This window comes from Aquabacterium parvum, from assembly GCF_001447195.1.
Taxonomy (GTDB): domain Bacteria; phylum Pseudomonadota; class Gammaproteobacteria; order Burkholderiales; family Burkholderiaceae_C; genus Aquabacterium; species Aquabacterium parvum.
The window spans coordinates 48,873-75,111 of the sequence record NZ_LFRI01000561.1 but is presented as its reverse complement, the minus strand read 5'-3'; the positions used below and the strand labels follow the sequence as shown (position 1 = coordinate 75,111).

Here is a 26,239-nt window from a genome sequence, read left to right as displayed (position 1 = left end):
AGCAGCCCGCCGTCGGCTTAGTAGCTGATGCTGTAGCGGTGACCCTTGTAGCGCAGCACCGCTGACTTCAGCCGGATCTCTTCCAGCACCACGCCGGGTGCCGGTTGATCGCCCTCGCGAAACACCCCACCGTTGAGCACGAGCATGCGGTTGGAGGCCACGTCCGAATGCATGGCGCCCCCCACGGTCAACTGCGGCAGCTCCCGACGGATGTCATCGGGCAGCTCCTGCATGGACACAACCTTGGGCCCGGTCTCGCGCAAGGACGGGTCGACCCGCAGCGGGTCCGGGGCGACCGTGGCGGCGCGTGCGTTCGACGAGCTTGATGCGGTCGTGCGACCAAGGGCCGCATTGGGCGGCGCGGCGACCACGGCCGGCTGAGGCGCGGTCGGCTGTGTGACCTGGGGGGTGACCACCTGGGTCGTTGCGGGTGGCACGGTGGCTGGCGATTGAACCGGCTGAACCGGCTGAACCTGCTGACTCGGCGTGGCGGGCGCGGCAGCCATGGCGGGAGGGCTCACCGTGCCCTGAGGCGCGGGGGCGACCGGGTCGTGGGCCTGGGCGAGAGGGGCGGTTGGCAATGCCCCTGGTGGTGACGGCGGCGCCTCACTCACCTGGCCATGCATGGGCATCGGTCGTGTTTCACCTGCGGCGGGTGCATCCGGCCCCGAGCGGCCCAGCAGCCAGAACAAGGCCCCTGCGATCACCACGCCACCGGCGATGCCACCGATCAGCCAGGGCGTGCGCGCAGCAGGCGCGGCATCACCGCGTTCATCGGCCTCGTCGGGCAAGGCATGGTCGTGCCGGCTGTGCAACCCGGGCACGGCCTCGCGTTCGCGCTCGCGTGCGGCGTCGGCCTTTTTCAGCGCTTCAAGGATGTAGGACATGGTGGACTCGATCCTTCAGCGGGGGGCGTTGGCCGGCTCGGTGGCCGGCTTGAGGCGAGGCTCGGGCACGCCCGTGACCTGGTTGATCAGCATGAAGGTGGTGGCACCAGCCACCCCGTCGGGCTTGAGGCCTTGCGTCAGCTGGAAGGCCTGAAGCCTGGCCTGCATGGCGCGGTCGAAACGCGCCGGGCTGCCGGCCGCCTGTTTGTCGATGCGACCGAGTTGTTCCGCCAGCCAGTCCACCACCGGGCCTGTCTGGCCGAGCTGAACTTTGGCTCGGTAGCCTTCGGGGGCGAGCCAGAGGGTGGCGAAGTCTCCGCGCCACAGGCCCGAGAGCACCGCCAGCGGCACTCGCACCTTGTTGCTGCCCAATTGCAGCCAGGCCTCGTCGCCCACCAGGCGCGTGAGCACCGCATGGCGCGTGGCGCCGCTGGCATCTTGCAGGGCCAGCAGGGCAGGGCGGTCGAGTTGAGCCAGCAGGCTCAAGCCGCCACTGTTGCGAAAGCAGACCAGGCGTGCACGAAAGAGCTGGTTGCAGGGGTCTCCCGCCTTGAGGTCGAACTGCCACAGCGCGGCCAGGTCTTGCCAGGCCAGGGCCTCGGTGGGTGCGGCCTCTTTCATGAGCGCGGCCGCATCGACCAACGTGGGGCGTGGCGCGGTGGGCGCGCTCAGCTTGGGTTGGGACGGAGCTTGCGAGGCGGCCTGCGACGCTGCCACGGCTTTGGCAGGTGCCTTGGCGGGACCTGCCCAGTGCAGCCAGGCGCTCAGGCCGGCACCGGCCAGGCTCAAGGTCACCCCGGTGCCAAAGAGGGCCCAGGTCCAGTTCGGCCAAGCCGAGAAAGCGCTGCCATCCCGTGGGGCTTTGGGGTCTTTGCGCGAAGGGGGTTTGGGTGTGGCTTCCGGCGCGGCCAGCGACTCGAACACCTCTTCTGCCGCCTTCTCCACGACGGCCTTGTCCACCCGCGCCTTGCCTTCGGCGTAGGCGCCCAGCAAGGCCCGGTCGCACAGCAGGTTGATGCGGCGGGGCACGCCCCGGGTCAGTTCGTGGATGCGCTTGAGCGCTTTGCGCTCGAACAGGCTGCCGCGCTTGAGCCCGGCGGTCTCCAGCCGGTGCTGGATGTACTGGGCGGTTTCCTCTTCGGACAGGGCGTCGAGGTGGTAGCGGGCGATCACGCGCTGGGCCAGTTGCTCCAGCTCGGGCTGGGCCAGCATCTGGCGCAGCTCAGGCTGACCGATCAGGATGATCTGCAGCAGCTTGCGCTCGCTGGTCTCCAGGTTGGTCAGCAGGCGCAGCTGCTCCAGCACCTCAGGCGAGAGGTTCTGGGCCTCGTCGATGATCAGGACGTTGTTCTGGCCGACCGCGTGGGTCTTGAGCAGGAACTCGTTGAGAGCGTCGACGTGGGCCTTGAGCGAGGCCTCGGGGCCACCCGGCAGCGGGATGCGGAACTCGTCGCAGATGCTCTGTAGCAACTCGGCGGTGCTGAGTTTCGGATTGAAGATGTAGGCCACGTTGCAGCGCCGTGGGATCTGCTCCAGGAAGCAGCGGCAGACCGTGGTCTTGCCGGCCCCGATCTCGCCCGTGAGCAGCACGAAGCCCCCGCCACCGCCCACGCCATAGAGCAGGTGAGCCAGCGCCTCGCGATGGCGTTCGCTCATGAACAGGTAGCGCGGGTCGGGCGCGATGGAAAACGGCGCCTGCTTCAGGCCGAAATGCGACGCGTACATGGCGGCCAAGCATACCCGCCCTGGCGGGCGCTTCATGCCCTGAAAAAACCGGTGTTGTTCAGGCCTGTGCCAGCCAGCGCTGCACCAGCCTCACCCACAGCGTGGCGCCCAGGGGCAGCAATTCGTCGTTGAAGTCGTAGCTGGGGTTGTGCAGGGTGCAGGGGCCCAGGCCATGGCCGCCCTCTCGGTGGGTGCCGTCGCCATTGCCGATCACGAAGTAGGCACCCGGCTTGCCCTGCAGGAAGTAGCTGAAGTCCTCGGCGCCCATGGTGGGCTCGAACTCCTGCACCTTGCCCTCGCCCACCAGTTCGACCATGACCTGTCGCACGAAGGCAGACTCGGCCGGGTGGTTGACCGTGGGCGGGTAGTTGCGGCTGAACTCGAAGTCGGCCTCGGCGCCATGGGCGGCGCACAGGTGGCGCGTGATCTCACGCATGCGGTTCTCGATCAGGTCGAGCGTTTCAGTGGTGAAGGTGCGCACCGTGCCCTGCATCACCACCGACTCCGGGATGACGTTGGTGGCCTCGCCCGCCTGGATCATGGTCACCGAGATGACGCCGGTCTCGACCGGGCGCATGTTGCGCGTGAGGATGGTCTGAAAGGCCTGCACGAGCTGGCAGGCAATGGGCACGGGGTCGATGCCCAGGTGCGGCATGGCGCCATGGCAGCCCTTGCCGCGGATGGTGATGTGGAACTCGTTGCTCGAAGCAAAGCACGGGCCGTTGCGAACGGCGAAGGTGCCAACCGGCATGCCCGGCCAGTTGTGCATGCCGAAGATGGCGTCCATCGGGAAGCGCTCGAACAGGCCGTCCTTCATCATCTCGCGCGCGCCGCCGCCGCCTTCCTCAGCCGGCTGGAACACGAGGTAGACGGTGCCGTCGAAGTCGCGCGTGGCGGCCAGGTGACGGGCGGCCGACAGCAACATGGCAACGTGACCATCGTGCCCGCAGGCGTGCATCTTGCCGTGGTGGCGGCTGGCGTGCGCGAAGGTGTTGTGCTCGGTCATCGGCAGCGCATCCATGTCGGCGCGCAGGCCGATGGCCCGCTTGCCGGGACGCCCCTGGATGACGCCGACCACGCCCGTCTTGCCCAGGCCCCGATGCACCTCGATGCCCCAGTTCGCCAGCGTGCGCGCCACGAGGTCCGACGTGCGGTCCTCTTCGAAGCAGAGTTCGGGGTGGGCGTGGATGTCGCGCCGGATGGCCCGCATCGCCTCGGCGTCGTCGAGCAGTTCGGGCAGGACGTTGTGGGCAGCAGCGGAGGTCGCGGTCATGGGGCGAATTCGTTCATGGCGAGGTCCTTGATCTTAATGCGCTCATCGCGCCCCTGTCGGGTGCATGGTGGCAGGTATGGGGCTTGCGGTATCCGCGCCCATGCTTGAATCTGCTGTTTTGGATAAGGGCCTGGCCGAAGCCGTCAACATGTTGTGGCTGGTGGTGGCGGGCGCATTGGTGTTCTTCATGCAGGCGGGTTTCGCCTTCCTTGAGTCGGGCATGGCCCGGGCCAAGAACACCATCAACGTGATCATGAAGAACTACTGCGACATGTGCTTTGGTGCGGTCGCCTTCTGGCTGGTCGGCTACGGCCTGATGTTCGGGGCCAACCACACAGGCTGGCTGGGCACCTCGGCGTTCGCGCTGCAGGGCGTGCCGGAATCGCAATACGGTGGGCTCTTCTTCCAGATGATGTTCGCGGCCACCTCGGCCACCATCGTCAGCGGGGCCATCGCCGAGCGCACGCGCTTTTCGGCCTATGTCATCGGCTCGGTCTTCATCACCGCGCTGATCTACCCGGTGTTCGGCGCCTGGGCCTGGGGTGGGGCGCATGGCGGCGAGGGCTGGCTCAAGCAGATGGGTTTCATCGATTTCGCTGGCTCGACGGTGGTGCACGCCATCGGAGGCTGGGCTGCCTTGGCCGCTTTGCTGGTGGTGGGCCCCAGGCTGGGTCGCTTCGGGCCGGACGGGCGCCCGCGCGAGATCCAGGGCCACAACCTCACCCTGGTCGCCATGGGCGCCTTCATCTTGTGGCTGGGCTGGTTCGGTTTCAACGCGGGCAGCACCATGTCGGCTTCCGTCAGCTTGGGACGCATCGCACTGAACACCCACCTGGGCGGTGCGGCCGGCGCCATCGGTGCCATGGTCACGATGGCGCTGCTGCGCAGCAAGCTGATGATGACGCTGACGCTCAACGGCTCGATCGCCGGGCTCGTGTCGGTGACGGCGGGCTGCCATGTCATGGAGCCGGGGTTCGCCGTGCTGGCTGGTTTGATTGGCGGGGCGTTGAGCGTGCTGGTGGCCCCTTTGCTGGACCGCTTGCGCGTGGATGACGTGGTGGGGGCGGTTTCGGTTCACGTGGTGGGCGGCGTGTGGGGCACGTTGGCGGCAGGCCTGTTTCGCAGCGGGCACCTGTTCGATGTTTCGCAGTTGGGTGTGCAAGCGCTGGGCTGCCTGGCGGCGTTCGTGTGGGGTTTTGGCGGGTCCTTGCTGATGTACTGGTTGCTCGACAAGTTCGTGCCGCTGCGTGCCTCCACCCTCGATGAGCAGAGAGGGTTGGACTTCAGTGAGCACCACGAACTGGGCTATCCCGAGTTCCAGCAGGAAGCGGTTCACCGTGGGGTGCAGCATGGCTGAGCAGGACCTGGCCATCGAAGCCGTCCAGCAGGTGCTGGTCGCCTACCTGGAACCGGAAGCAGCCAGGCAGGCTGCTGCCTTGTGGCAACCCTTGTCGGCCACGCCGGCCGGGCCACCCAGCCTGGCGGGACTGAGTCGCTATTGCCGGTTGGTGGCGCAGCAGTTCAACCTGCAAGGGCGCGAGGCTGAAATCCACCTGCAGATCATCCGCTCCTTGCAGCGCGTGGCGTCTGGCAGGCCAGCCGCGCCAGTGGTGGCGCCGGTTGCCCCCGGCCACGATGCGCGCGTCGTGCAGGGCATCATCCACGCGATGGAGCGCCACGTGGAGCGGGCGCTGGGCCCTGCTTTCCTGGCGGTGCGTTGGCGCCAGGGCCTGGCCCACCACGTCGGCCAGTCGCGCCTGAGCTCTGCTGAGCAGCAAAGGGCGCTGAGCTGGATCCATGCGCATGGCGCGAACCTGGTCGGCGAATGGCCGGCTCGGGGTGCGGGCACCCGCTTGATCAACGCGGCCTACGTGGTGCTGGCGCAATGGCTGGGGCCCGTGCAGGCCGACGCCTGCCTGACGCGCATCGTGCGCGAATGCGAGCAGAGCGCAGACGCCTCGCTGCACCGGGTCAGAACTTACTTATAGTGGCGGCTTTGGCATCGGCGCCCGATGTGCGCCGCCCCGAGGAGCGACCATGAGCGACGTCAACTACCAGCAATCGCACACCCTGGGCCTGGACAAGGCCCGCACACTGGCCAAGGAGTGGGTTGCCAGCGCAGCCAGCCAGATGGGCCTGCAATGCGACTATCAGGAGGGCGCCGAACAAGACACCGTCTCGTTCGAACGCATGGGCGTCAAAGGCACGATGCTGGTCTCGGGCACCGATTTCGACCTGAAGATCAAGCTCGGCATGATGATGGCGGCCTTCAAGCCGATGATCGAAGCCGAGGTCAGCAAGAGCCTGGGGCGCATCATCGAGAAGGCCAAGGGCCAGGCCTGAAGCCCGGCTCGAGCGCAGGGCGCACGCCAGCCATCGCGGCTTGGCGCCCCGCCTGAATCACTTCTTGAGCGATTCGATCAGATCGATGTAGGCCTGCTTGGCGGCGTCCTGGCTCTTGCCCTTGAGCTCGGCCCAGGCGTCGTATTTGGCGCGGCCGACAAAGTCCATCATGCCGGGGCGATCGCCCTGGACGTCGCCCACGCTGCCTTGCTTGAAGAGCGAGTAGATCTTCAGCAGGGTGTTGTTGTCGGGCTTGGCGGGCAGCAGCTTGGAATCGGCCAGGGCCTTCTCGAATTGAGCTTGCAGGTCGGACATGTCGGTCTCCTAGTTGTGAAAATGAGGCAGCGCGCGTCCGGTTGCGGTCACCGGTCTGGCGGTGCGTCGGATGTTAGCGCCCGTTGCATGCCCGGCGAAGACGCTGCCCCCTCAAAACAGGGCCGCAATGCCCCCTGTCCGGCGCCATTTCTGCCCCCTCCGTACAATCGGCCGCTCCATGAGCGCCGTTTCCTTCCAACAAGTCACCAAGACCTTCTCGTCCGCCGGACGCGAGGTGCGGGCCCTTCAGGGTGTCAGCTTTGACATCCAATCAGGTGAGTTTTTCGGCTTGTTGGGCCCCAATGGCGCCGGCAAAACCACCCTCATCAGCATCCTTGCCGGTTTGAGTCGGGCCACCTCGGGCCGGGTCACGGTGCAGGGGCACGACGTGGTGAGCGACTACGCCCAGGCCCGCCGCGCGCTCGGCGTGGTGCCGCAGGAACTGGTGTTCGACCCCTTCTTTTCGGTGCGTGAAACGCTGCGCATCCAGGGCGCCTACTTCGGCCTGCGCCGCAACGACGACTGGATCGACGAATTGCTGGCCAACCTCGGCCTGGCGGACAAAGCCGATGCCAACATGCGCCAGCTCTCCGGTGGCATGAAGCGGCGCGTGCTGGTGGCCCAGGCCCTGGTGCACCGCCCGCCCGTGATCGTGCTCGACGAGCCGACCGCCGGCGTGGACGTCGAGTTGCGCCAGACGCTGTGGCAGTTCATCGCCCAGCTCAACAAAGCGGGTCACACCGTGCTGCTGACCACCCACTACCTGGAAGAGGCCGAGGCCCTGTGCCACCGCATCGGCATGCTCAAGCAGGGGCAATTGGTGGCGCTCGACCGCACCTCGGCCCTGTTGGCGGGCACCGCGTCGACCATGCTGCGGTTCAAGACCGATACGGCCTTGCCGGCTGAGCTGGCCGCTCGCGCCCGTGTCACTGGCCGCATCGTTCAGCTGACAGCGCACGACGCCGCCGAGATCGAGCAGAGCCTGGCGCTGCTTCGTCAAAGTGGTTGCGCCATCGAAGACCTAGAAATCGGCCGCGCCGACCTGGAAGACATTTTCCTGGCCACCATGCAGGGCCGCCTGACGCCACCGCCACCGGCGGTGGCCGGCTCGCAAACGGGGAGCGTGGCATGAGCTGGCTCGCCTCGTTCCAGGGCGCCCGCCCGCTGTTCACCAAGGAAGTGCTGCGTTTCTGGAAGGTGAGCTTTCAGACCGTGGGTGCCCCCGTGCTCACGGCCGTGCTCTACCTGCTGATCTTCGGGCACGTGCTCGAGGACCATGTTCAGGTCTACAAGGGCGTGGGCTACACGTCCTTCCTGGTGCCTGGCCTGGTGATGATGTCGGTGTTGCAAAACGCGTTCGCCAACAGCTCCTCGTCTCTGATCCAAAGCAAGATCACCGGCAACCTGGTGTTCGTGCTCCTGAGTCCGCTGTCGCATCGCGCGTGGTTTTCGGCCTACGTGGGGGCCTCGCTGGTGCGGGGCCTGCTGGTGGGCGCTGGGGTGTGGCTGGCCACGCTGTGGTTCACGCCTGCGCAGTTCGCCCAGCCGCTGTGGGCGCTGGTTTTTGGCCTGCTGGGTGGCTGCCTGCTGGGCTCGCTGGGCCTGATCGCCGGGCTGTGGGCCGACAAGTTCGACCAGATGGCGGCTTTCCAGAACTTCATCATCTTGCCCATGACCTTCCTGTCGGGCGTGTTCTATTCCGTGCACTCGCTGCCGCCGTTCTGGCACGGCGTTTCGCGCCTGAACCCCTTTTTCTACCTGATCGACGGCTTTCGCCACGGCTTTTTCGGCCAGAGCGACGTCAGTCCCTGGCTCAGCCTGGGCGTGGTCGGTGCGGCCACGGCTTTGGTCGCGGCGCTGGCCTTGCACCTGCTGAAGACCGGCTACAAGATCCGACATTGAGCGCCCCGATCAGCCTCTCGGCGCACCCACTGCAACCCGATTCCCGCACCTTTTACCGAGTCCGCCATGGCCAATCCCACGCCTGACCAAGTTCAGCAGTACATCGCCGCCGGCCTGCCCTGCGCCCACCTCAGCGTCGAGGGCGATGGCCAGCACTTCTTCGCCACCATCGTCTCGGCCGAGTTCGAGGGCAAGAATCGGGTCGCCCGGCACCAGCGGGTTTACCAAGCCCTGGGCGATAGAATGCGCGCTGAGATCCACGCCCTGTCGATGAAGACCTTGACGCCGGCCGAGTGGTCGCAACAAGGTCAGCAGGCCTGATCCTTTCCTCGACGAATTTTTTGCATGGCGCATCGTCACCCGCGGTCGGGTGGCCGTGCGCCCATTGTGTTTCATGGACAAACTCCTGATCCGCGGCGGTCGCCGCCTGCAAGGCGAGGTCACCATCTCTGGTGCCAAGAACGCAGCCCTGCCTGACCTCTGCGCCACCCTGCTGGCCGCCGAGCCCGTGACCCTGCACAACGTGCCGCGCCTCAAAGACGTCGGCACCACGCTCAAGCTGCTGGGCAACATGGGCGTCAGCCACGTGGTCGACGAGCTCGATGCCACCCGCATCACGCTGAACGCCGCCGACGTGCACACCCCCGAGGCGCCGTACGAACTGGTCAAGACCATGCGCGCCTCCATCCTGGTGCTGGGCCCGCTGCTGGCGCGATTCGGCCGCGCGCGCGTGTCGCTGCCCGGCGGTTGCGCCATCGGTTCGCGCCCGGTCGACCAGCACATCAAGGGCCTGCAGGCCATGGGCGCCGAGATCACCGTCGAGCACGGCTACATCGAGGCCCGCACGCCGCTGGGCGCCAACGGTCAGCCTGGTCGCCTCAAGGGCGCGCGCATCACCACCGACATGGTCACCGTGACCGGCACCGAGAACCTGATGATGGCCGCCACCCTGGCCGAAGGCGAGACGGTGCTGGAGAACGCCGCGCAAGAGCCCGAGATCGTCGACCTGGCCAACCTGCTGACCGCCATGGGCGCCAAAATCGAAGGCGCCGGCACCCACCGCGTGCGCATCCAGGGTGTCGAGCGCCTGCACGGCCTCACGGCTGACAACGCCCACCACATCATCCCCGACCGAATCGAGACCGGCACCTTCCTGTGCGCCGTGGGCGCCGCCGGTGGCGACGTCACGCTGCGCCGCACCGACGCCGACCAGCTCGAAGCCGTCATCGAGAAGCTGCGTGAGGCCGGTGTGCAGATCGACATCGGCGAAGGCTGGATGCGCGTGGTCGGCAACGGCCGCCCCAAAGCCGTGGGCTTCCGCACCAAGGAGCACCCTGGCTTCCCGACCGACATGCAGGCCCAGTTCATGGCGCTTGACTGCATCGCCGAAGGCACCGCGGCCATCCACGAGACCATCTTCGAGAACCGATTCATGCACGTCAACGAGCTGATCCGCCTGGGCGCGAAGGTCGAGGTCGACGGTCACAGCGCCATCGTCACGGGCGTGCCGCGCCTGTCGGGCGCCATCGTCATGGCCACCGACCTGCGCGCCTCGGCCAGCCTGGTCATCGCCGGCCTCGTGGCCGAGGGCGAGACCCTGGTCGATCGCATCTACCACCTCGACCGTGGCTACGACCGCATGGAAGAAAAGCTCCGAGGCATCGGAGCCGACATCGAACGCGTCAAGGAAAGCGCTTGAGCATGATCACCCTCGCTCTGTCCAAAGGCCGCATCTTCGAAGAGACCCTGCCGCTGCTGGCTGCCGCCGGCATCCAGGTGCTCGAAGACCCTGAAAAGTCCCGCAAGCTGATCCTGCCGACCAACCGCGACGACGTGCGCGTGGTGCTGGTGCGCGCCACCGACGTGCCCACCTACGTGCAGCATGGCGGCGCCGACATCGGCGTGGCTGGCAAGGACATCCTCATCGAGCACGCCGGCAGCCTGGACGGCAGCGACGGCCTGTACCAGCCGCTGGACCTCAACATCGCCAAGTGCCGCATGAGCGTGGCCGTGCGAGCCGACTTCGACTACGAAGCCGCCGTCAAGCAAGGCGCCCGCATCCGCGTGGCCACCAAGTACACCAGCATCGCGCGCGAGCACTTCGCCAACAAGGGCGTGCACGTCGACCTCATCAAGCTGTACGGCTCGATGGAGCTGGCGCCGCTGACCGGCCTGGCCGACGCCATCGTCGACCTGGTCTCCACCGGCAACACGCTCAAGGCCAACAAGCTGGTCGAGGTCGAAGAGATCATGCAGATCAGCTCGCGCCTGGTGGTCAACCAGGCCTCGCTCAAGCTCAAGCGCGAGGCGCTGCGCAGCCTGATCGACGCCTTCGACTCGGCCATCCCCGCCTGAGCAATCAGGTCGGGCGTGCTGGCCACAGCGGCGCGCTATCGACACCATCGAGACAAGCCATCACCCGGACGACCCGCTCAAAGCGATTTCTGAGATCCTCAGGCCATGATAGTTCAGATCCGCCACCTCGCCACCAGCCAGCCCGACTTCGATGCCGCCTTCCAGAAGGTGCTGCACTGGTCGGCTGAAACCGACACGGCCATCGAGCAGCGCGTGGCCGACATCCTGGCCGATGTGCGCACCCGGGGCGATGCCGCCGTGCTCGAGTACACCGCTCGCTTCGATCACCTGCCGGCACAAGGCATGGCCGAACTGGAGCTCACCCAGGTCGAGCTCAAGGCCGCCTTCGACAGCCTGCCGGCCGTGCAGCGCGAGGCCCTGGAGAACGCCGCCCGGCGCGTGCGCAGCTACCACGAGCGCCAGAAAGAGGCCTGCGGCCTGAGCTGGCAGTACCGCGACGAAGACGGCACCTTGCTGGGCCAGAAAGTCACCCCTCTGGACCGCGTCGGCATCTACGTGCCTGGCGGCAAGGCGGCCTACCCGTCGTCCGTGCTGATGAACGCCATCCCTGCCCACGTGGCCGGGGTGGGCGAGATCATCATGGTGGTGCCCACGCCCAAGGGCGAGAAGAACCCGCTCGTGCTGGCCGCCGCCTACGTTGCTGGCGTCACCCGTGCCTTCACCATCGGTGGCGCCCAGGCCGTGGCCGCACTGGCCCATGGCACCGCCACCGTGCCCAAGGTGGACAAGGTCACCGGCCCGGGCAACGCCTACGTGGCCAGCGCCAAAAAGCACGTCTTCGGCACCGTCGGCATCGACATGATCGCCGGCCCCAGCGAGATCCTTGTGCTGGCCGATGGCTCCACGCCGCCCGACTGGGTCGCGATGGACCTGTTCAGCCAGGCCGAGCACGACGAGCTGGCGCAAAGCATCCTGCTCTGCCCCGACGCGGGCTACATCGCCAAAGTGCAGGCCGAGATCGACCGCCTGTTGCCGACCATGCCGCGCGCCGACATCATCCGCACCTCACTGCAAGGGCGGGGCGCGTTGATCCTGACGCGGAGCATGGAAGAGGCCTGCGAGATCAGCAACCGCATCGCGCCCGAGCACCTGGAGGTGTCGAGCAACGAGCCCCACAAGTGGGAGCCGCTGCTCAAGCACGCCGGTGCCATCTTCCTGGGCGCCTACACCAGCGAAAGCCTGGGCGACTACTGCGCCGGTCCCAACCACGTGCTGCCCACCTCGGGCACGGCGCGCTTCTCGTCGCCGCTGGGCGTCTACGACTTCCAGAAGCGCTCCAGCCTGATCGAGGTCAGCGAAGCGGGAGCTCAGGTGCTGGGCAAAATCGCCTCCGTGCTGGCTCACGGCGAAGGCCTGCAGGCCCACGCCATGGCCGCTGAGTTCCGACTGAAAAAGTGATCTCCCCCACACGCACAGCCATGAGCCTGCTCGACGTCTTCCGCCCCGATGTGCTGGCCATGCACGCCTACCACGTGCAGGATGCGGCCGGCTTCATCAAGCTCGATGCGATGGAGAACCCCTTCACCCTCCCGCCCGAGCTGCAGGCCAAGCTGGGCGAGCGGCTGGGCAAGGTGGCGCTCAACCGCTACCCGGGCACCCGCATCAACGATTTGCATGCGGCCTTGCGTTCCCACGCCGATGTGCCTGCCGACATGGGCCTGGTGCTGGGCAACGGCTCCGATGAGCTGATCTCGCTGCTGTCCGTGGCCTGCGCCAGGCCTGGCGCCGTGGCCCTGGCGCCGGTGCCCGGCTTCGTCATGTACGAGGCTTTCGCCAAGCAGACGGGCATGAAGTTCGTTGGCGTTCCGCTGACCGCCGATTTTGAGCTCGATGGCCCCGCCATGCTGGCCGCCATCCGCGAGCACAAGCCGGCGCTGACCTACATCGCCTACCCGAACAACCCGACCGCTAACCTCTGGGACAGCGCCGTCATCGAGCAGATCGTCCAGGCCGTGTCGGCCAACGCCGAGGGCGGTCGCCCTGGTCTGGTGATCATCGACGAGGCCTACCAGCCCTTCGCCAGCCAGAGTTTCATCGCTCGCTTGAAGGCTCACCCCAACGTGCTGCTGATGCGCACGCTTTCCAAGTTCGGCCTGGCCGGCGTGCGCCTGGGCTACATGATGGGCCGCGCCGACCTCATCGAGCAGGTCGAGAAGGTGCGTCCGCCCTACAACATCAGCGTGCTCAACACCGAGGCGGCCCTGTTCGCCCTGGAGCATGCCGACGAGTTTTCCCGCCAGGCAGGGCTCATCAAATCCGAGCGCGAGCGCTTGATGGACGCCCTGGCCGCCATGCCGGGTGCCAAGGCCTTCCCAAGCGAAGCCAACATGATCCTGGTGCGCGTCAACGATGCCGCTGGCGCCTTTGCCGCCCTCAAGGCGCAGGGCATCCTGATCAAGAACGTTTCCGGCCTGCACCAATTGCTGGCAAACTGCGTCCGTCTGACCGTTGGCTCGCCAGCGGAGAACGACGTGCTGATCGCAGCCCTCACCGAGGTCCTGCGCGAACCCCTGCGAAACCCCCAAGCATGAACGCCCCCACCGCCGGCAATGCCTGTGCTCCGCGCACGGCCGAAGTCACCCGCAACACCGCCGAAACCCAGATCACCGTGCGCGTCAACCTCGACGGCAACGGCACGGCCAAGCTGCACACCGGCATCGGCTTCTTCGACCACATGCTCGACCAGATCGCCCGCCACGGGCTGATCGACCTCGACATCCACGCCGTGGGCGACCTGCACATCGACGGCCACCATACGGTCGAAGACGTGGGCATCACCCTGGGCCAGGCCGTGGCCAAGGCCGTGGGCGACAAAAAAGGCCTGCGCCGCTACGGCCACGCCTACGTGCCGCTGGACGAGGCCCTCTCGCGCGTGGTGGTCGATTTCTCCGGCCGTCCGGGCCTGACCATGCACGTGCCTTTCACGTCCGGCAGCATTGGCGGCTTCGACACCCAGCTGACCTTCGAGTTCTTCCAGGGCTTCGTCAACCACGCTGGCGTCACCCTGCACATCGACAACTTGCGCGGCGTCAACGCCCACCACCAGTGCGAGACGGTGTTCAAGGCCTTCGCGCGTGCCCTGCGTGCCGCGCTGGAGCTCGACCCCCGCATGGCTGGCGTCATCCCATCGACCAAGGGTTCGCTGTGAGCGCTGTGTCGACCGTTGCCGCGACCGTTGCCGTGATTGACTACGGCATGGGCAACCTGCGTTCCGTGTCGCAGGCGGTGGAGCACGCTGCCAAGGACCTGAACCTGCAGGTGGTCGTCACCAACGACCCCAAGGTGGTCAATGCCGCCGAGCGAGTCGTGCTGCCCGGCCAAGGCGCCATGCGCGACTGCATGCGCGAGCTGCGCGAAGCCCATGGTGGCGACCTGTTCGGCGCGGTGCTGGACGCCGCCGCCAACAAGCCCTTGATGGGCGTGTGCGTGGGCATGCAGATGCTCCTGAACCACTCCGAAGAGCAGGACACCCCTGGCCTGGGCCTGATCCCGGGCCGAGTTGTGAAATTCCGCCTCGAAGGCCAGATCCAGCCCGACGGCAGCCGCTACAAGGTGCCCCAGATGGGCTGGAACCGCGTCAGCCAGGCCCGCCACGCGGGCGCCTGGGGCGGTGAGCCCCATCCGTGCTGGGCGGGCATCCCCGACGAAAGCTGGTTCTACTTCGTTCACAGCTACCATGCGCGTGTGGACGATGCCCAACACAGTGCGGGCGAAACCGAGTACGGTGTCCGCTTTACCAGTGTCGTGGCACGGGATAACATTTTCGCCACACAGTTCCACCCGGAAAAGAGCGCCGAGCACGGCCTGGCCCTGTACCGCAATTTCCTGCTCTGGCGGCCCTGAGCAGGGCCGGGTGCCTGCGAGGGCGTCCGGCGCCGCACGCATCCTTCCCGCCTGGCCCCGCCAGGCTTCTTCGACGACTGACCCACACGCGTCCCAGCCATGCTGCTGATTCCTGCGATCGACCTGAAAGACGGCAAGTGTGTTCGCCTCAAGCAAGGCGACATGAACGACTCCACCACCTTCGGTGAGGACCCGGCGGCCATGGCCCGCCGCTGGCTCGATGCCGGCGCGCGCCGCCTGCACCTGGTCGACCTCAACGGTGCGTTCGCCGGCAAGCCCATCAACGAGGCCGCCATCAAGGCGATCATCAAGGAAGTCGGCTCCGAGATCCCCGTTCAGCTGGGTGGCGGCATCCGCGACCTCGACACCATCGAGCGCTACCTCGACGATGGCCTGAGCTACGTCATCATCGGCACCGCTGCGGTCAAGAACCCCGGCTTCCTGCGTGACGCCTGCACCGCCTTCGGTGGCCACATCATCGTCGGTCTGGACGCCAAGGACGGCAAGGTCGCCACCGACGGCTGGAGCAAGCTCTCCGGCCATGAAGTCATCGACCTGGCCAAGAAGTTCGAGGACTACGGCGTTGAAGGCGTGATCTACACCGACATCGGCCGCGACGGCATGCTCACCGGCATCAACATCGACGCCACGGTGAAGCTGGCCCAGGCCCTGACCATCCCGGTCATCGCTTCGGGCGGCCTGTCCAACATCCAGAACATCGAAGAGCTCTGCGCCGTCGAAGGCGAGGGCGTCGAAGGCGTGATCTGCGGTCGCGCCATCTACAGCGGTGACCTGGACTTTGCCGCTGCGCAAAAGCGCGCCGACGAACTCAACGGCGGCGCCTGATGCTGGCCAAACGCATCATCCCCTGCCTGGACGTCACGGGCGGGCGGGTCGTCAAGGGTGTCAATTTCGTTGAACTGCGCGACGCCGGTGACCCGGTTGAGATCGCCGCGCGCTACAACGAACAAGGCGCCGACGAGCTCACCTTCCTCGACATCACCGCCACCAGCGATGGGCGAGATGTGATCCTGCACATCATCGAGGCCGTGGCCTCGCAGGTCTTCATCCCGCTGACGGTGGGTGGGGGCGTGCGCACGGTCGACGACGTTCGCCGCTTGCTCAACGCGGGCGCCGACAAGGTCAGCTTCAACTCGGCCGCGATCGCCAACCCGCAGGTCATCCGCGACGCCTCCGACAAATACGGCTCGCAGTGCATCGTGGTGGCCATCGACGCCAAGAAGCGCCAGGGCGATGACCTGGCCGCCAAGGGGCCAGGCTGGGATGTCTACAGCCACGGTGGCCGCAAGAACGTCGGCCTCGACGCGGTGGCGTGGGCCAGGCAGATGGCCGAGTTCGGTGCCGGCGAAATCCTGCTGACCAGCATGGACCGCGATGGCACCAAATCGGGTTTTGACCTCGAACTCACGCGCGCGGTGAGCGACGCCGTGGGCGTGCCTGTCATTGCCTCGGGCGGCGTGGGCAACCTCGACCACCTGGCCGACGGCGTGCAGCAGGGTGGTGCCGATGCGGTGTTGGCCGCGAGCATCTTCCACTACGGCGAATACACCGTCGCCGAAGCCAAGGCCGTGATGGCCGCGCGCGGCATCCCCGTGCGCACCTGATGCGGCGCAGACTTGCCAGCTGCAACAACCCCCAGCCAAGGGTGAAGTGCAGGCGCTTGGTGCGCCTTTGATCACACCCTTGCCGGCAGGGGCATGCTTTTCCCTCGATGCAAGGCCTTGCGACAGGCGTAACCTGACGTTGGGACGTGTCCCGCCTCTGTGCCCGTGCCGACGCGCAAGCCGGTCGGGCCGCCAGGGCGGGGACCGACATCGAAAGGAGCGTGTCATGCCCCAACGTCACGGCTACAAGCCTTTGTCCGTCCAGGCCCTCGCATTGGCTCCCAGCCTGCCCAAGGTGCAGCGCTCGGCTCAGCCGCACGACCCGGCGCTCAGCCTCTTCACCGACCTGCACCACAGCCCCTGCGTCATCGCGAGCCACCGCGATGGCTTGGATCAAACCCTGCACGTGATGCGTCGTGCCGGTGTTCGCATGGTCTTCGTGGCTGGCGCCGACGGCGAGCTCGTCGGCATGGTCACGGCCGAGGTGCTGCAAGGCGAGCGCCCTGTTCAGCGAGCTTCGGCCCACCACGTGCCTCATCACGAGCTGACGGTGGCCGACATCATGGTGCCCATCACCCAATGGGACACCGTGGACATCGCCCATGTGCGCGTGGCCCATGTGGGCGACATCGTGGCGACCCTGCGTGAACACAACCTGCGCTACCTGCTGGTCACACAGAAGAAGGATGGCGCGACCGTGCTGCGTGGCCTGTTCTCTGCCAACAGGTTGGAGCAGGCGCTCAACACCACCATCGAGCCCGATCTGCACTCGCGCAACTTCGCCGAGCTGGAGATGGTGCTGGCGCACTGAGGCCGCGGGCGTTGCAGGCGCCTGGTGAGAGTTGGCCGCTCAGGCCGGGTTCGGCAGGTCGATGAAGGTGTGCGCCACGCCCATGCGTTGGGCGAGGTGCTCTCCCACGGCCTGCACGCCCCAGCGCTCGCTGGCGTGGTGGCCGCAGGCGATGAAGGCCACACCGGTTTCTTTGGCGTAGTGGGCCTGGGGCTCCGAGATTTCACCGGTCAGGAACACGTCTGCGCCGGCGGCGATCGCCTGCTCGAAGTACCCCTGCGCGCCACCGCTGCACCAGGCGACGCGCTGGATGGGGCGCCCATCTCCCGGCACCCCGGTCACCTCTCGCCCCATGACCTGTCGCAGTTGTTGCACCAATGCATCGAAGCCCAGGTCTGCAGGGGCCGAGCCCATGAAGCCCAGGTTCTGGTCGCCAAAGCGGGCGTCGGCCACCCAGCCCAGGCGCTGCCCCCACTGCGCGTTGTTGCCCAGCGAGGCGTGGGCGTCGAGTGGCAGGTGGTAAGCGATGAGGTTGATGTCGTGCTTCAGCAGCGTGGCCAGGCGCTGGCGCATCCAGCCGGTGACGCGGCCATCCTGGCCGCGCCAGAACAGGCCGTGGTGCACCAGCAGGGCGTCGGCGCCTTCGGCCACAGCGGCTTCGATCATCGCCAGGCTGGTCGTCACGCCCGTGACCACCTTGTGAATGCGCGCCTTGCCCTCCACCTGCAGGCCGTTCGGCCCATAATCCTTGAACCGGTCTGCCTCCAGCATTTGGTGGAGGTGTGACAACAGCGTATCCCTTTCGATCACGGCAGGCCTTTCTGGCTTGTGGATGTTCATGCGCAAAACTTGGCTCTTATTTTCTCAGGCCGTGACGGTCGCGGTGGCCATTCTGTTCGTCGTGGCCACGTTCAAGCCGCAATGGATCCAGGAGATGCCTTGGCGGCAAACCCTACCCGATGCCACCCTCAGCACGGCGCCATTGCCTGCTGGCCGGGCCAGCCAGCCTGTGCTGGGCTTCAGTGATGCCGCGCGTCAGGCCGCCCCCACGGTGGTCAGCGTGATCACGGCCAACACGCAGCAGCGCAACGCTCGGGGACGTGACCCCTGGTTCCGCTACTTCTTTGGCGAGCCCAACGAGCAGCCGCAGTCGGGCATCGGCTCGGGCGTCATCGTCTCGCCTGAAGGGTACGTGCTGACCAACAACCATGTGGTCGATCGCATGAACGAGATCGAGGTGATGCTCTCCGATGGCCGCCGTGCGCGCGCCAAGGTCATTGGCACCGACCCCGAAACCGACCTGGCCGTGCTCAAAATCGACCTGGAGCGCTTGCCCGCCATCACCCTGGGCAATTCCGAGGCCCTGCAGGTGGGCGACGCGGTGCTGGCCATCGGCAACCCCTTTGGTGTCGGCCAGACCGTGACCAGCGGCATCGTCAGCGCTCTGGGGCGCAACCAGTTGGGCATCAACACCTTCGAGAACTTCATCCAGACCGACGCGGCCATCAACCCGGGCAACTCGGGCGGAGCGCTGGTCGACGCCAATGGCCACCTGATCGGCATCAACACGGCCATCTACTCCCGCTCGGGCGGCAACATGGGCATCGGTTTTGCCATCCCCGTTTCCACCGCCAGGCAGGTGATGGACAGCCTGATCCGCGAAGGCCGTGTCACGCGGGGCTGGATCGGTGTCGAGCCGCGTGACCTCACGCCCGAGATCGCCGAGACCTTCAACCTCCAGACCCGCGAGGGTGTGCTCATCACCGGCGTGCTGCGCGACGGCCCGGCGGCGCAAGGTGGGCTCAAGCCAGGCGATGTCGTCACCGAGGTGGGCGGCGCCAAGGTGGGCAACACGGCGCAGTTGCTCAACGCCGTTGCGGCGCTCAAACCGGGTGCGCCGGCGCAGGTGAAGGTGCAGCGCGGCGATCAGGCGTTGACCATCTCCATCGTCACGGCGCGCAGGCCGCAAGTGGCCAGCCGTGAGCAGCCGGAAGAAGACCCGGCGGACTCCGCCGACGAGGAATGACAAAGGGCCCCACGGGGCCCTTGTTGTTGGCGCGGCGCTGTTGCGAGTGCTCAGCCTTCGGCTGTCCGCCAGCCCTGGGGCACTTCGGGGCGCCTCAGCAGGGGCAGGGCAGGTGCCGGGCCCGTTCAGGTGGCCGGCCCTTCGTTTGAGGCGTCGCTGTCTGGTGCCTGCGTGTGCTTGACGAACAAGCCCGCGGCCACGATGCCCACCTCGTAGAGCAGGCACATCGGGATCGCCAGCGCCAGTTGCGACACGACGTCGGGCGGCGTGACCACCGCAGCGATCACGAAGGCGATGACGATGAAGTAGCTGCGGAAGTCCCGCAGCTTCTCGACCGACACCATGCCCATGCGCACCAGGATGACCAGCACCACCGGCACCTCGAAGGCCGCCCCGAAGGCGATGAACATGTTGAGCACAAAGCTCAGGTAGGCCTCGATGTCGGGGGCAGCGGTGATGCTTTTGGGCGCGAACTGCTGGATGAAGGTGAAGACCTTGCCGAACACGAAGAAGTACGAAAAGGCCACACCCAGGAAGAACAGCAGCGTGCTGGAGATGATCAGGGGCAGGACCAGCTTCTTTTCGTGCGTGTACAGACCGGGCGCCACGAAGGCCCAGACCTGGTAGAGCACCACCGGCAGCGCCAGCATGAACGCGGCCAGCATCGTGACCTTGATCGGCACCATGAATGGTGAGATCGGGTTGGTGGCGATCATGGTCGCGCCAGCCGGCAGGTGCTGGATCAGTGGCATGGCCAGCCAGTCGTACAGGCCGGAGGGCGATGGGTAGATGGCCAATGCCACGAAGGCGATGGCGATGGCGATGACGGCGCGGATCAGGCGATCGCGCAACTCAATGAGGTGGGCGACGAAAGGCTGTTCGGTGCCGTCCGTGCCGTCCGGGCTGGGGGGAGGGGTGCTCACGGGGTATCAGGGTTGGCGGTTCGGGCGGAAGCGGGCGACGCGCGCGGCACCCGACTGCACATGGCGACGCACGCCGTTGCGCTGCTTGTACCAAAGCGGCGTGGCCCCACGCTTGAGGCGCCAGTTCTTGCGCGGCGGGATGTAGGGGGTGGCCGGCAGGTCGTTGTAGAAGCTGGGGTAGTCGGCCGTCGTGCTGTCCGACAGGGCCTGGCCGGCTTCGTCCAGGCTGCCTTGCACCGTCTGCCCGATGTCTTGGGCGGCGGTCTGCAAGTTGTCCTTCATCTTCTTGAGCTCATCGAGCTCCATCGACCGGTTGACCTCGCCCTGGACCTGCGAGACGTAGCGCTGAGCCTTGCCGATGAGCACGCCCACCGTGCGCGCAACCCGGGGCAGTCGCTCCGGGCCGATCACGATGAGCGCCACGGCCCCGATCAGGGCCAGCTTGTCGATGCCGAAATCAATCATGCCCTGGAGATCAGGACTTGGTCTTGGCGTCGACGTCGACGGTGTTGCTGTCCTGGCGGGCAGCGTTGGTCACCTGCTGGGCCGGGGCCTCGGGGGTGGTGCCACCGTCTTTCATGCCGTCCTTGAAGCCCTTGACGGCCGAGCCCAGGTCGCCGCCGATGTTCTTGAGCTTCTTGGTGCCAAAGACCATCACCACGATGAGCAGCACGATCACCCAGTGCCAAATGCTGAACGAACCCATGATCACACTCCGAGCGGGCTGACTGCCCGCGTTGATTGAAAGAAAGATGTCGGGGGCACCGGCATCGACATGGGTCGATGTGGGGGCGCCCCCCGGGAATTCAAGAACGAGGGACGCTGCGACGCGCAAACTCCTCCAGGCCCGACAGGCCTTCGCGCTTGGCCAGCTCGGCCACCACGTCCTCGGGGCCCAAGCCCATGTGCGACAGCGCCACCAGCGAATGGAACCACAGGTCGGCGAACTCGCCCACCACCGCCTTGCGGTGTTCAGGGCTGTCCTGCGCGGCCAGGTCCTTGACGGCGATCACCGCCTCGGTGGCCTCTTCGCCCACCTTCTTGAGGATGGTGTCGGTGCCCTTGTGGAAAAGGCGGGCCACGTAGCTCTTGTCGGGGTCGCCGCCCTTTCGGGATTCGATGACCTCGGCAACGCGGGCCAGCACGTCCAGTTGATTGTGCGCACTCATCATGAATAGATGGATTTCGGGTCTTTGAGGACGGGCTCAACCGTCACCCACGCGCCATTGTCGTACTTCTGGAAGAAACAACTGTGACGGCCCGTGTGGCAGGCGATGCCGGGTTCGTGTCCCTTTTGCGTCACGCGCAACAGCACCACGTCGTTGTCGCAGTCCATGCGGATGGCGTGCACTTTTTGGGTGTGACCGGACTCTTCGCCCTTGTGCCACAGGCGTTTGCGCGAGCGGCTCCAATAGACGGCTTCGCCCGTTTCGGCGGTTCGCGCCAGCGCCTCCCGGTTCATCCAGGCAAACATCAGCACGTCACCCGTGCTGTCTTCTTGGGCGATGACGGGCACCAGCCCGTTTTCGTCCCACTTCACATCGTCCAACCAAGTCATGTCTGCAGTGTAGCAACCGGGCGGCTCGGGCCCCGCGCATCGGTCCGATCCGACCGACAATCGGGATGTAGCAATGTCCGTGCCCCCGGAGGCGTTTCCAACATGTTTTCCCACATGCCGGCATCGGCGAGCGCCAAGGCGCCCCACGCGTCCTGCCCGACTGTTCCAGCCGTGGGCGATTGGTTGGCCCTGACCATGGGCGACGCCTGCGGCATCGGCCCGGAAATCATCGCCAAATGGTGGGGGCGGGGTGACCGCGCCCTGGTGATCGGCTGCCCCCAGGTCATGCGCCGTGCTGTGGCCTGGCTGCCTGCGAGCCAGGCGCCCGAGGTGGTCGCCTTGGGTGATTGGCGTGATGTGTCCAGATTGCCGCCGGAGCAAATGGGTGTGTGGGCGCCACCCGGTCTGCCTTCCGATCTGCTCGAGGCGCCGCTGGGCCGGGTTGACTGGCGAGCCGGGCAGGCCGCAGCGGCCTGCATCCGCGCTGCGGTGCGCCTGGCGCAACGGGGCGAGGTCGGCGCCATCGTCACCGCACCTCTGCACAAAGAAGCCCTGGCCTTGGCAGGCGAGCCTTACCCCGGTCACACCGAGTTGCTCCAGGCCGAAGGTGCGCCGCCGGGCCAGCCGCCGGCGCCGGTGCGCATGATGCTGGCCAATCGCCAGCTTCGCACGGTGCTGGTGACCATCCACGTGTCTTTGCGCCAGGCCATCGAGCAAGTGACCTTCGACAGCGTGCTGGAGACCTTGCGCATCACCCACCGCAGCGCGGCTTTGTGGGGGCAGCCCAGGCCGCGCATCGCGGTGGCGGGGCTCAACCCCCACGCGGGCGAGGGCGGCTTGTTCGGCAGCGAGGAGGTCGAGGTCATCGCACCGGCCATCCGCGCGGCGCAGGCCGAAGGCATCGACGCGTCAGGCCCATGGGCGCCTGACACCATTTTCATGCGCGCTCGCCACGACCCGCCCTCGCACGCTGGGGAGTTCGATGTGGTGGTGGCCATGTACCACGACCAGGGCCTGATCCCGGTGAAGTACCTGGGACTCGATGAGGGGGTGAACGTGACGCTGGGCCTGCCATTCGTGCGCACCAGCCCGGATCACGGCACCGCGTTCGATCTGGCCGGCACGGGGCGTGCCGACGAGGGCAGCTTTGCCGAGGCCGCGGCCATGGCCCGCTTGCTGCTGGCGGGGCGCCTGGCGCAGGCCTGATCTGATCGGGCTGGCAGGCGGGCGGGCGGCAGGGCTCGCCGTTTTCTCGTGCGCGGCGATTCGCGGCCGATTGCCGTCAGGCTGCGGTGCGCTCGCGTCCGCCCGAGGCCAATGCGGCGAGCTGGCGGCGAGCGCGCAGGGTCGCACGTTCGATCAACTCGGCCTGCTCGAATGCCTTGAACCGCCCGGTCTCGCACATCTTGGCCAGCGTGCGAGCGGTCAGCGAGATCGTTTGCTTGTGCGTGTGGCCGTGCGTGAAGATGAAAAAGGTGCGGCCTTCTGACACCCAAGTCAGTCGAACTTTCTTCCACTGGTCCTGCATCAACATCTGGTAGGCCGTGCCCTTCTGGATGTGGTGCACCAGCTGCATCCCAGCCGAGGGTGTCGGCGGCGCGTCCAGGTTGATGTCGATGTCTGCCAGGCTGGGGTCGGCTGGCGCATCCAGGTCGATGTCCAGCGGGGCGTCGGCACCGATGGCGGCCTCGGGCACGAAGCCGGCGGCTTTGACCTCTTCCACGCTCAGGGCCGAGACCACCGTCAGGGTCGGGGCGGCGCCCAGGTCGGCCAGGGGCGAGGGCAGGGGGTCGTTGGCAGCTTCCTCGCGCGAGGGGATCGCCAGGTTTTCCACCTTGGTCAGGCGCTGCTCCAGCATGCGCTGGGTCAGCTCGTGGTGGGGTGCAGCCTTGAGGCATTCGGCGTGGGCGGGCAGCAGTTGCGCGAAGAATGCTTGCTTGGCTTCCTCTGGCCACTGGATCATGCCCAGCCCGTCGTTGAGGTCGCGCATGAGTTGCGGCAGGCCCAGCAGGAAGTTCTTGCGCAACTGGGGCTGGCCTTTGGGCTGAACGCTCAGCGCCAGGTCGTGGCCCGCTTTTTTCATCCGCTGGGCCATGGCCGAGTCGGCGCCGTGGCGCGCGGCGGTCATGACTTGCACCTGGCTCCAGATCTGGGTGAGGAAGTCGCGCAGGAACTCGGGGATCTCGACGTCAGCCAGCTCGCGCTTGAGGATCTGCATGTAGCGCTGCTGCACCCGCAGATCGGCTTCCTTGCCGTTGAGCAGCTCCGCCACGGCGGCCTGCTCGGCAGCGTCGCGCGACGTGGTCTGTTCGATGAAGCTCTCGAGCTCGCTGAGCTTGCTCTCGTACAGGCCGGGGTTGTCGAAGTCCCCCTCGACGATGCCATCGACCAGCGCGGTCACGCGGGCCAGGCAGGCCTGGCAGGCGCTGGCGTCTTGCTCGTCGATGGTGCCCGAGAGGGTGGCGATGCGGTTGACGAAGCGGCGGACCGGGTGCTTGCGCGAGCTGAAAAAGCTGATGTCGCCCAGCGCCACCCGCAGCACAGGCATTTGCAGCCGTGCGATCTGGCGAGCCATCTCCGGCGCCACCTTGGGGTCGGAAAGCACTTGATCGAACAGCGCCGCGACGATGTCGATCACGATCTGGTCGATGGGGGCGCCACCACTGGCCCGCACCAGCTCATCTCGGTGGGCCCGGATCAGGTTGGCGGCCATCAGCGGGCCTGCGAAGTGACCCTCGGCGAAGCCGTGTGCCTCCACCGAGTCGATCAGCCCCATGGGTGCGGTGTCTGCTCCTGGGGCCACCAGCGCTTCGCCCATCCCGGGGGCGGGCATGGCTTGGGCGGCCAGCTTTCGCAACAGCTGCTGGAAATCGGTGCGGGCGGCTTGGGCAGCTGCCTGGCTGAGCGGGCTCTGGCCGCCTTGCACAGGCATGAACGAGCCCTCCAGCCCCATCGGTGAGGTGGGCAGCGCCACCCCGAACATGTTGCTCAGGGCCTGTGCCGCGCGCTGGTGGGCGTCGATCTGGGCGAAAGCCGAACCGCCAGGCATGCCCTGGAACGCGCCCGCCTGTGAATGGCTCGTGGCATGGCTGGCTTGGCCGGAGGTGTTGGCGAACTCGCCAGCTTCGGAGGTGGATGCGCTGAACGGCGCGTGCCCGCTGCCGCCGGTGGGGCGTGGACGCGACAGCACCATGCCGCGAGGCTCGATCCCTTGTTGGCGCATTTCCTGCACCACGATGCCGTAGGCGGCGTTCAACTCGGCGCCCAGCAGGCGGCCGACGTGCGTGGTCAGCGTCTGGATGGTGTCCTGCGGGCACTCGGCATCCGCCAGGCTGCCCAGCAGGGCCTTGGCAACCGACTGAGGGTTCAGTGGGTTGCGCTCTGCAACATGCTCCTCGCCCATGAGGGCGCTGAATTGCGCGTAGATGACCTTGAGGTGTTCGTCGCAATCGGGCAAAAGCGTCTGCCCCAGCCGGTCGGCCATCACGCCGCGCTCGACCTCGTCGTCCCCCACGAGTGACAGGGCATCCCAGTCCAGTTCGCCCAGGCCGGATGTGGTCGCCGTGGTTTTCTGGTTGGTCGATTTCTCGATCTGGGTCTGCAGGTGCTTCTGAAATCCCTGGAGGATGCGACCGGATTTCGTGCGAAGTTCACGCTCGGCGTTCATCAGCTCCATGCGCACCGTGCCGCTGGTGGCGGACAGGGCCAGCGGCGCCAGTTGCACAGCGGCCTTGTCCACGGCAGCCGCGATCGCCGCCTGGATGCGGCCAGCGGCGGCCTGCAGCACGGATGCGAGTCGGGGGTCGTGCACGGCGAGCGGTCCTTGTCTGGCGATGTCTGCGTTCCAGGGGCCTCATGGAAACCCCTTCCTACGCTGGATATCGGCACAAACCCGGCAAGCTTTCGGCCTGTTTGCAAACTGTCACGATTGCATCCAGGGGCGCTGACGCATGCCTGAACCGTGAGGGCGCTCGGGCGTCCGTTACAATGCGCAATTGACCCTTTTTACGTCATCGTCCCACCAGTCCCTGAGGATACCCATGAGCAATCAGCCAGTGGATCAAAGCCGTCGGACCTGGGTGACCATGGCCTGCGCCGTCGGCGGCGCAGGCGGCGTGGCCACCGCCATCCCCTTTGTCTCGACTTTCCAACCCTCTGAACGTGCTCGCGCCGCTGGTGCCGCCGTCGAGGCTGACATCAGCGCCCTCAAGCCCGGCGAGATGATGACCGTCGAGTGGCGCGGCAAGCCCGTGTGGATCCTCAAGCGCACCGAGGAACAGCTGGCCGCATTGGCCAAGCACGATGGCCAACTGGCCGACCCGAACTCCGAGCGCAAGCCCGCTGAGCTCACGCCCGAGTACTGCCGCAACACCGCTCGCTCGATCAAGCCTGACGTGCTCGTGGCCGTGGGCATCTGCACCCACCTGGGCTGCTCGCCCTCGTCCAAGTTCCAGGCCGGTGCCCAGCCCTCCTTGCCGGACGACTGGCCGGGCGGCTTCCTGTGCCCTTGCCACGGCTCGACCTTTGACCTGGCCGGCCGCGTTTTCAAGAACAAGCCCGCTCCGGACAACCTGGAGATCCCGCCCCACATGTACCTGTCTGACACCAAGCTGTTGATTGGTGAAGACAAGAAGGCCTGAACGGAGACACCAC

29 protein-coding genes are annotated in these 26,239 nt (G+C 66.7%); 18 read left to right on the top strand and 11 right to left on the bottom strand.

The genetic code is table 11. The features are described 5' to 3' along the window. Positions 1-17: 17 nt before the first annotated feature. The 3 genes from ABG80_RS20505 to ABG80_RS20495 are packed head-to-tail and all read right to left on the bottom strand — an operon-like array spanning position 18 to position 3,822. Positions 18-887 (bottom strand): general secretion pathway protein GspB, encoded by an 870-nt coding sequence (locus tag ABG80_RS20505; protein ID WP_058089400.1) that lies wholly within the window; start codon positions 885-887, stop codon positions 18-20. A 15-nt stretch (positions 888-902) separates the two neighbouring features. Further along, a complete protein-coding gene (locus tag ABG80_RS20500) occupies positions 903-2,612 on the bottom strand; it encodes an ExeA family protein (RefSeq protein WP_058089399.1) in 1,710 nt (569 codons plus the stop codon). Positions 2,613-2,670: 58 nt separating this feature from the next. Beyond that, positions 2,671-3,822 (bottom strand): M20 aminoacylase family protein, encoded by a 1,152-nt coding sequence (locus ABG80_RS20495; RefSeq protein WP_407638782.1) that lies wholly within the window; start codon positions 3,820-3,822, stop codon positions 2,671-2,673. Between the two features lie 163 nt (positions 3,823-3,985). Here ABG80_RS20495 and ABG80_RS20490 point away from each other — a divergent pair, with 163 nt between their 5' ends. Genes ABG80_RS20490 through ABG80_RS20480 form a run of 3 tightly spaced genes read left to right on the top strand, consistent with a single transcriptional unit; the run spans position 3,986 to position 6,228 of the window. Next, positions 3,986-5,242, top strand: a complete 1,257-nt coding sequence (locus ABG80_RS20490; RefSeq protein WP_235513978.1) for an ammonium transporter — start codon at positions 3,986-3,988, stop codon at positions 5,240-5,242. After that, positions 5,235-5,873, top strand: coding sequence for a hypothetical protein (locus tag ABG80_RS20485; RefSeq protein ID WP_058089396.1), 639 nt, complete (start codon positions 5,235-5,237; stop codon positions 5,871-5,873). Before ABG80_RS20490 ends, ABG80_RS20485 begins: the two co-directional genes overlap by 8 nt. Before the next feature lie 49 nt (positions 5,874-5,922). Next, complete coding sequence (locus ABG80_RS20480) at positions 5,923-6,228, top strand: polyhydroxyalkanoic acid system family protein (RefSeq protein WP_058089395.1); 306 nt, start codon at positions 5,923-5,925, stop codon at positions 6,226-6,228. Between the two features lie 57 nt (positions 6,229-6,285). Here the strand turns inward: ABG80_RS20480 and ABG80_RS20475 are convergent, their stop codons facing one another. Further along, positions 6,286-6,543 (bottom strand): acyl-CoA-binding protein, encoded by a 258-nt coding sequence (locus ABG80_RS20475; protein ID WP_058089394.1) that lies wholly within the window; start codon positions 6,541-6,543, stop codon positions 6,286-6,288. 178 nt (positions 6,544-6,721) lie between these two features. On the opposite strand from ABG80_RS20475, the gene ABG80_RS20470 reads away from it, so the two are divergent. The 12 genes from ABG80_RS20470 to ABG80_RS20415 all read left to right on the top strand — a co-directional run bounded on the left by ABG80_RS20470 (position 6,722) and on the right by ABG80_RS20415 (position 17,100). Further along, complete coding sequence (locus ABG80_RS20470) at positions 6,722-7,675, top strand: ABC transporter ATP-binding protein (RefSeq protein WP_058089393.1); 954 nt, start codon at positions 6,722-6,724, stop codon at positions 7,673-7,675. Further along, positions 7,672-8,445 carry an ABC transporter permease gene (locus ABG80_RS20465; protein WP_058089392.1) on the top strand — a complete coding sequence of 258 codons (774 nt, stop codon included), beginning with the start codon at positions 7,672-7,674 and terminating at the stop codon, positions 8,443-8,445. Before ABG80_RS20470 ends, ABG80_RS20465 begins: the two co-directional genes overlap by 4 nt. A 66-nt stretch (positions 8,446-8,511) precedes the next feature. Beyond that, on the top strand, positions 8,512-8,766 hold the full coding sequence (locus ABG80_RS20460; RefSeq protein WP_058089391.1) for a BolA family protein: 255 nt from the start codon (positions 8,512-8,514) through the stop codon (positions 8,764-8,766). A gap of 73 nt (positions 8,767-8,839) precedes the next feature. Further along, positions 8,840-10,144, top strand: coding sequence for a UDP-N-acetylglucosamine 1-carboxyvinyltransferase (gene murA, locus ABG80_RS20455; RefSeq protein WP_058089390.1), 1,305 nt, complete (start codon positions 8,840-8,842; stop codon positions 10,142-10,144). Between the two features lie 2 nt (positions 10,145-10,146). Continuing rightward, entirely contained in the window at positions 10,147-10,800 is a 654-nt protein-coding gene (gene hisG / locus ABG80_RS20450; protein ID WP_058089389.1) for an ATP phosphoribosyltransferase, read from the top strand. Between the two features lie 105 nt (positions 10,801-10,905). Further along, positions 10,906-12,219: a histidinol dehydrogenase gene (gene hisD / locus ABG80_RS20445; protein ID WP_058089388.1), complete on the top strand. Its 1,314-nt coding sequence runs from the start codon at positions 10,906-10,908 to the stop codon at positions 12,217-12,219. A gap of 20 nt (positions 12,220-12,239) precedes the next feature. Next, complete coding sequence (gene hisC, locus ABG80_RS20440; protein WP_152987770.1) at positions 12,240-13,352, top strand: histidinol-phosphate transaminase; 1,113 nt, start codon at positions 12,240-12,242, stop codon at positions 13,350-13,352. After that, positions 13,349-13,969 carry an imidazoleglycerol-phosphate dehydratase HisB gene (gene hisB, locus ABG80_RS20435; RefSeq protein WP_058089387.1) on the top strand — a complete coding sequence of 207 codons (621 nt, stop codon included), beginning with the start codon at positions 13,349-13,351 and terminating at the stop codon, positions 13,967-13,969. The genes hisC and hisB overlap by 4 nt, the downstream gene beginning before the upstream one ends. 5 nt (positions 13,970-13,974) lie before the next feature. Then, the gene (gene hisH / locus ABG80_RS20430; protein ID WP_058089445.1) at positions 13,975-14,664 is read left to right on the top strand and encodes an imidazole glycerol phosphate synthase subunit HisH; all 690 of its coding nucleotides are present in this window, start codon (positions 13,975-13,977) and stop codon (positions 14,662-14,664) included. A gap of 99 nt (positions 14,665-14,763) precedes the next feature. Next, complete coding sequence (gene hisA, locus ABG80_RS20425; protein WP_058089386.1) at positions 14,764-15,510, top strand: 1-(5-phosphoribosyl)-5-[(5-phosphoribosylamino)methylideneamino]imidazole-4-carboxamide isomerase; 747 nt, start codon at positions 14,764-14,766, stop codon at positions 15,508-15,510. Next, on the top strand, positions 15,510-16,289 hold the full coding sequence (gene hisF, locus ABG80_RS20420) for an imidazole glycerol phosphate synthase subunit HisF (RefSeq protein ID WP_058089385.1): 780 nt from the start codon (positions 15,510-15,512) through the stop codon (positions 16,287-16,289). Before hisA ends, hisF begins: the two co-directional genes overlap by 1 nt. A 226-nt stretch (positions 16,290-16,515) precedes the next feature. Further along, positions 16,516-17,100 carry a CBS domain-containing protein gene (locus ABG80_RS20415; protein WP_058089384.1) on the top strand — a complete coding sequence of 195 codons (585 nt, stop codon included), beginning with the start codon at positions 16,516-16,518 and terminating at the stop codon, positions 17,098-17,100. A gap of 39 nt (positions 17,101-17,139) precedes the next feature. Here ABG80_RS20415 and ABG80_RS20410 read toward each other — a convergent pair whose 3' ends face one another. Further along, entirely contained in the window at positions 17,140-17,850 is a 711-nt protein-coding gene (locus ABG80_RS20410; protein WP_235513982.1) for a Nif3-like dinuclear metal center hexameric protein, read from the bottom strand. 67 nt (positions 17,851-17,917) lie between these two features. On the opposite strand from ABG80_RS20410, the gene ABG80_RS20405 reads away from it, so the two are divergent. Beyond that, a complete protein-coding gene (locus ABG80_RS20405; RefSeq protein WP_058089443.1) occupies positions 17,918-19,105 on the top strand; it encodes a S1C family serine protease in 1,188 nt (395 codons plus the stop codon). Positions 19,106-19,230: 125 nt separating this feature from the next. Here the strand turns inward: ABG80_RS20405 and tatC are convergent, their stop codons facing one another. The 5 genes from tatC to hisI all read right to left on the bottom strand — a co-directional run bounded on the left by tatC (position 19,231) and on the right by hisI (position 21,586). Beyond that, the gene (gene tatC, locus ABG80_RS20400; RefSeq protein ID WP_058089383.1) at positions 19,231-20,028 is read right to left on the bottom strand and encodes a twin-arginine translocase subunit TatC; all 798 of its coding nucleotides are present in this window, start codon (positions 20,026-20,028) and stop codon (positions 19,231-19,233) included. A gap of 6 nt (positions 20,029-20,034) precedes the next feature. Continuing rightward, complete coding sequence (locus ABG80_RS20395; protein WP_058089382.1) at positions 20,035-20,493, bottom strand: Sec-independent protein translocase subunit TatA/TatB; 459 nt, start codon at positions 20,491-20,493, stop codon at positions 20,035-20,037. A 10-nt stretch (positions 20,494-20,503) separates the two neighbouring features. Beyond that, positions 20,504-20,734 (bottom strand): Sec-independent protein translocase subunit TatA, encoded by a 231-nt coding sequence (tatA, locus tag ABG80_RS20390; protein WP_058089381.1) that lies wholly within the window; start codon positions 20,732-20,734, stop codon positions 20,504-20,506. Between the two features lie 100 nt (positions 20,735-20,834). Next, a complete protein-coding gene (locus ABG80_RS20385) occupies positions 20,835-21,197 on the bottom strand; it encodes a phosphoribosyl-ATP diphosphatase (protein WP_058089442.1) in 363 nt (120 codons plus the stop codon). After that, entirely contained in the window at positions 21,197-21,586 is a 390-nt protein-coding gene (hisI, locus tag ABG80_RS20380; protein WP_058089380.1) for a phosphoribosyl-AMP cyclohydrolase, read from the bottom strand. Before hisI ends, ABG80_RS20385 begins: the two co-directional genes overlap by 1 nt. 195 nt (positions 21,587-21,781) lie before the next feature. Between hisI and pdxA the strand changes: the two genes are divergently transcribed. Further along, positions 21,782-22,792, top strand: coding sequence for a 4-hydroxythreonine-4-phosphate dehydrogenase PdxA (gene pdxA, locus ABG80_RS20375; RefSeq protein ID WP_083506336.1), 1,011 nt, complete (start codon positions 21,782-21,784; stop codon positions 22,790-22,792). 76 nt (positions 22,793-22,868) lie between these two features. On the opposite strand, the gene ABG80_RS20370 is transcribed toward pdxA, so the two are convergent. Continuing rightward, positions 22,869-25,397, bottom strand: a complete 2,529-nt coding sequence (locus ABG80_RS20370; RefSeq protein WP_058089379.1) for a DUF1631 family protein — start codon at positions 25,395-25,397, stop codon at positions 22,869-22,871. A gap of 229 nt (positions 25,398-25,626) precedes the next feature. On the opposite strand from ABG80_RS20370, the gene petA reads away from it, so the two are divergent. Further along, the gene (petA, locus tag ABG80_RS20365) at positions 25,627-26,226 is read left to right on the top strand and encodes a ubiquinol-cytochrome c reductase iron-sulfur subunit (RefSeq protein ID WP_058089378.1); all 600 of its coding nucleotides are present in this window, start codon (positions 25,627-25,629) and stop codon (positions 26,224-26,226) included. Positions 26,227-26,239: the final 13 nt, after the last annotated feature.

What these genes read in the sequence shown, in the direction of transcription:
- tatA (WP_058089381.1), bottom strand. Translation starts at nt 20,734, where the DNA reads ATGGGTTCGTTCAGCATTTGGCACTGGGTGATCGTGCTGCTCATCGTG.
- ABG80_RS20460 (WP_058089391.1), top strand. Translation starts at nt 8,512, where the DNA reads ATGGCCAATCCCACGCCTGACCAAGTTCAGCAGTACATCGCCGCCGGC.
- hisF (WP_058089385.1), top strand. Translation starts at nt 15,510, where the DNA reads ATGCTGGCCAAACGCATCATCCCCTGCCTGGACGTCACGGGCGGGCGG.
- hisI (WP_058089380.1), bottom strand. Translation starts at nt 21,586, where the DNA reads ATGACTTGGTTGGACGATGTGAAGTGGGACGAAAACGGGCTGGTGCCC.
- ABG80_RS20385 (WP_058089442.1), bottom strand. Translation starts at nt 21,197, where the DNA reads ATGAGTGCGCACAATCAACTGGACGTGCTGGCCCGCGTTGCCGAGGTC.
- ABG80_RS20505 (WP_058089400.1), bottom strand. Translation starts at nt 887, where the DNA reads ATGTCCTACATCCTTGAAGCGCTGAAAAAGGCCGACGCCGCACGCGAG.
- petA (WP_058089378.1), top strand. Translation starts at nt 25,627, where the DNA reads ATGAGCAATCAGCCAGTGGATCAAAGCCGTCGGACCTGGGTGACCATG.
- hisD (WP_058089388.1), top strand. Translation starts at nt 10,906, where the DNA reads ATGATAGTTCAGATCCGCCACCTCGCCACCAGCCAGCCCGACTTCGAT.
- hisB (WP_058089387.1), top strand. Translation starts at nt 13,349, where the DNA reads ATGAACGCCCCCACCGCCGGCAATGCCTGTGCTCCGCGCACGGCCGAA.
- ABG80_RS20410 (WP_235513982.1), bottom strand. Translation starts at nt 17,850, where the DNA reads ATGCTGGAGGCAGACCGGTTCAAGGATTATGGGCCGAACGGCCTGCAG.
- ABG80_RS20495 (WP_407638782.1), bottom strand. Translation starts at nt 3,822, where the DNA reads ATGCGGGCCATCCGGCGCGACATCCACGCCCACCCCGAACTCTGCTTC.
- ABG80_RS20465 (WP_058089392.1), top strand. Translation starts at nt 7,672, where the DNA reads ATGAGCTGGCTCGCCTCGTTCCAGGGCGCCCGCCCGCTGTTCACCAAG.
- ABG80_RS20415 (WP_058089384.1), top strand. Translation starts at nt 16,516, where the DNA reads ATGCCCCAACGTCACGGCTACAAGCCTTTGTCCGTCCAGGCCCTCGCA.
- ABG80_RS20475 (WP_058089394.1), bottom strand. Translation starts at nt 6,543, where the DNA reads ATGTCCGACCTGCAAGCTCAATTCGAGAAGGCCCTGGCCGATTCCAAG.
- hisG (WP_058089389.1), top strand. Translation starts at nt 10,147, where the DNA reads ATGATCACCCTCGCTCTGTCCAAAGGCCGCATCTTCGAAGAGACCCTG.
- ABG80_RS20470 (WP_058089393.1), top strand. Translation starts at nt 6,722, where the DNA reads ATGAGCGCCGTTTCCTTCCAACAAGTCACCAAGACCTTCTCGTCCGCC.
- pdxA (WP_083506336.1), top strand. Translation starts at nt 21,782, where the DNA reads ATGGGCGACGCCTGCGGCATCGGCCCGGAAATCATCGCCAAATGGTGG.
- ABG80_RS20500 (WP_058089399.1), bottom strand. Translation starts at nt 2,612, where the DNA reads ATGTACGCGTCGCATTTCGGCCTGAAGCAGGCGCCGTTTTCCATCGCG.
- hisA (WP_058089386.1), top strand. Translation starts at nt 14,764, where the DNA reads ATGCTGCTGATTCCTGCGATCGACCTGAAAGACGGCAAGTGTGTTCGC.
- ABG80_RS20405 (WP_058089443.1), top strand. Translation starts at nt 17,918, where the DNA reads ATGCGCAAAACTTGGCTCTTATTTTCTCAGGCCGTGACGGTCGCGGTG.
- ABG80_RS20490 (WP_235513978.1), top strand. Translation starts at nt 3,986, where the DNA reads ATGCTTGAATCTGCTGTTTTGGATAAGGGCCTGGCCGAAGCCGTCAAC.
- murA (WP_058089390.1), top strand. Translation starts at nt 8,840, where the DNA reads ATGGACAAACTCCTGATCCGCGGCGGTCGCCGCCTGCAAGGCGAGGTC.
- hisC (WP_152987770.1), top strand. Translation starts at nt 12,240, where the DNA reads ATGAGCCTGCTCGACGTCTTCCGCCCCGATGTGCTGGCCATGCACGCC.
- ABG80_RS20480 (WP_058089395.1), top strand. Translation starts at nt 5,923, where the DNA reads ATGAGCGACGTCAACTACCAGCAATCGCACACCCTGGGCCTGGACAAG.
- ABG80_RS20485 (WP_058089396.1), top strand. Translation starts at nt 5,235, where the DNA reads ATGGCTGAGCAGGACCTGGCCATCGAAGCCGTCCAGCAGGTGCTGGTC.
- ABG80_RS20395 (WP_058089382.1), bottom strand. Translation starts at nt 20,493, where the DNA reads ATGATTGATTTCGGCATCGACAAGCTGGCCCTGATCGGGGCCGTGGCG.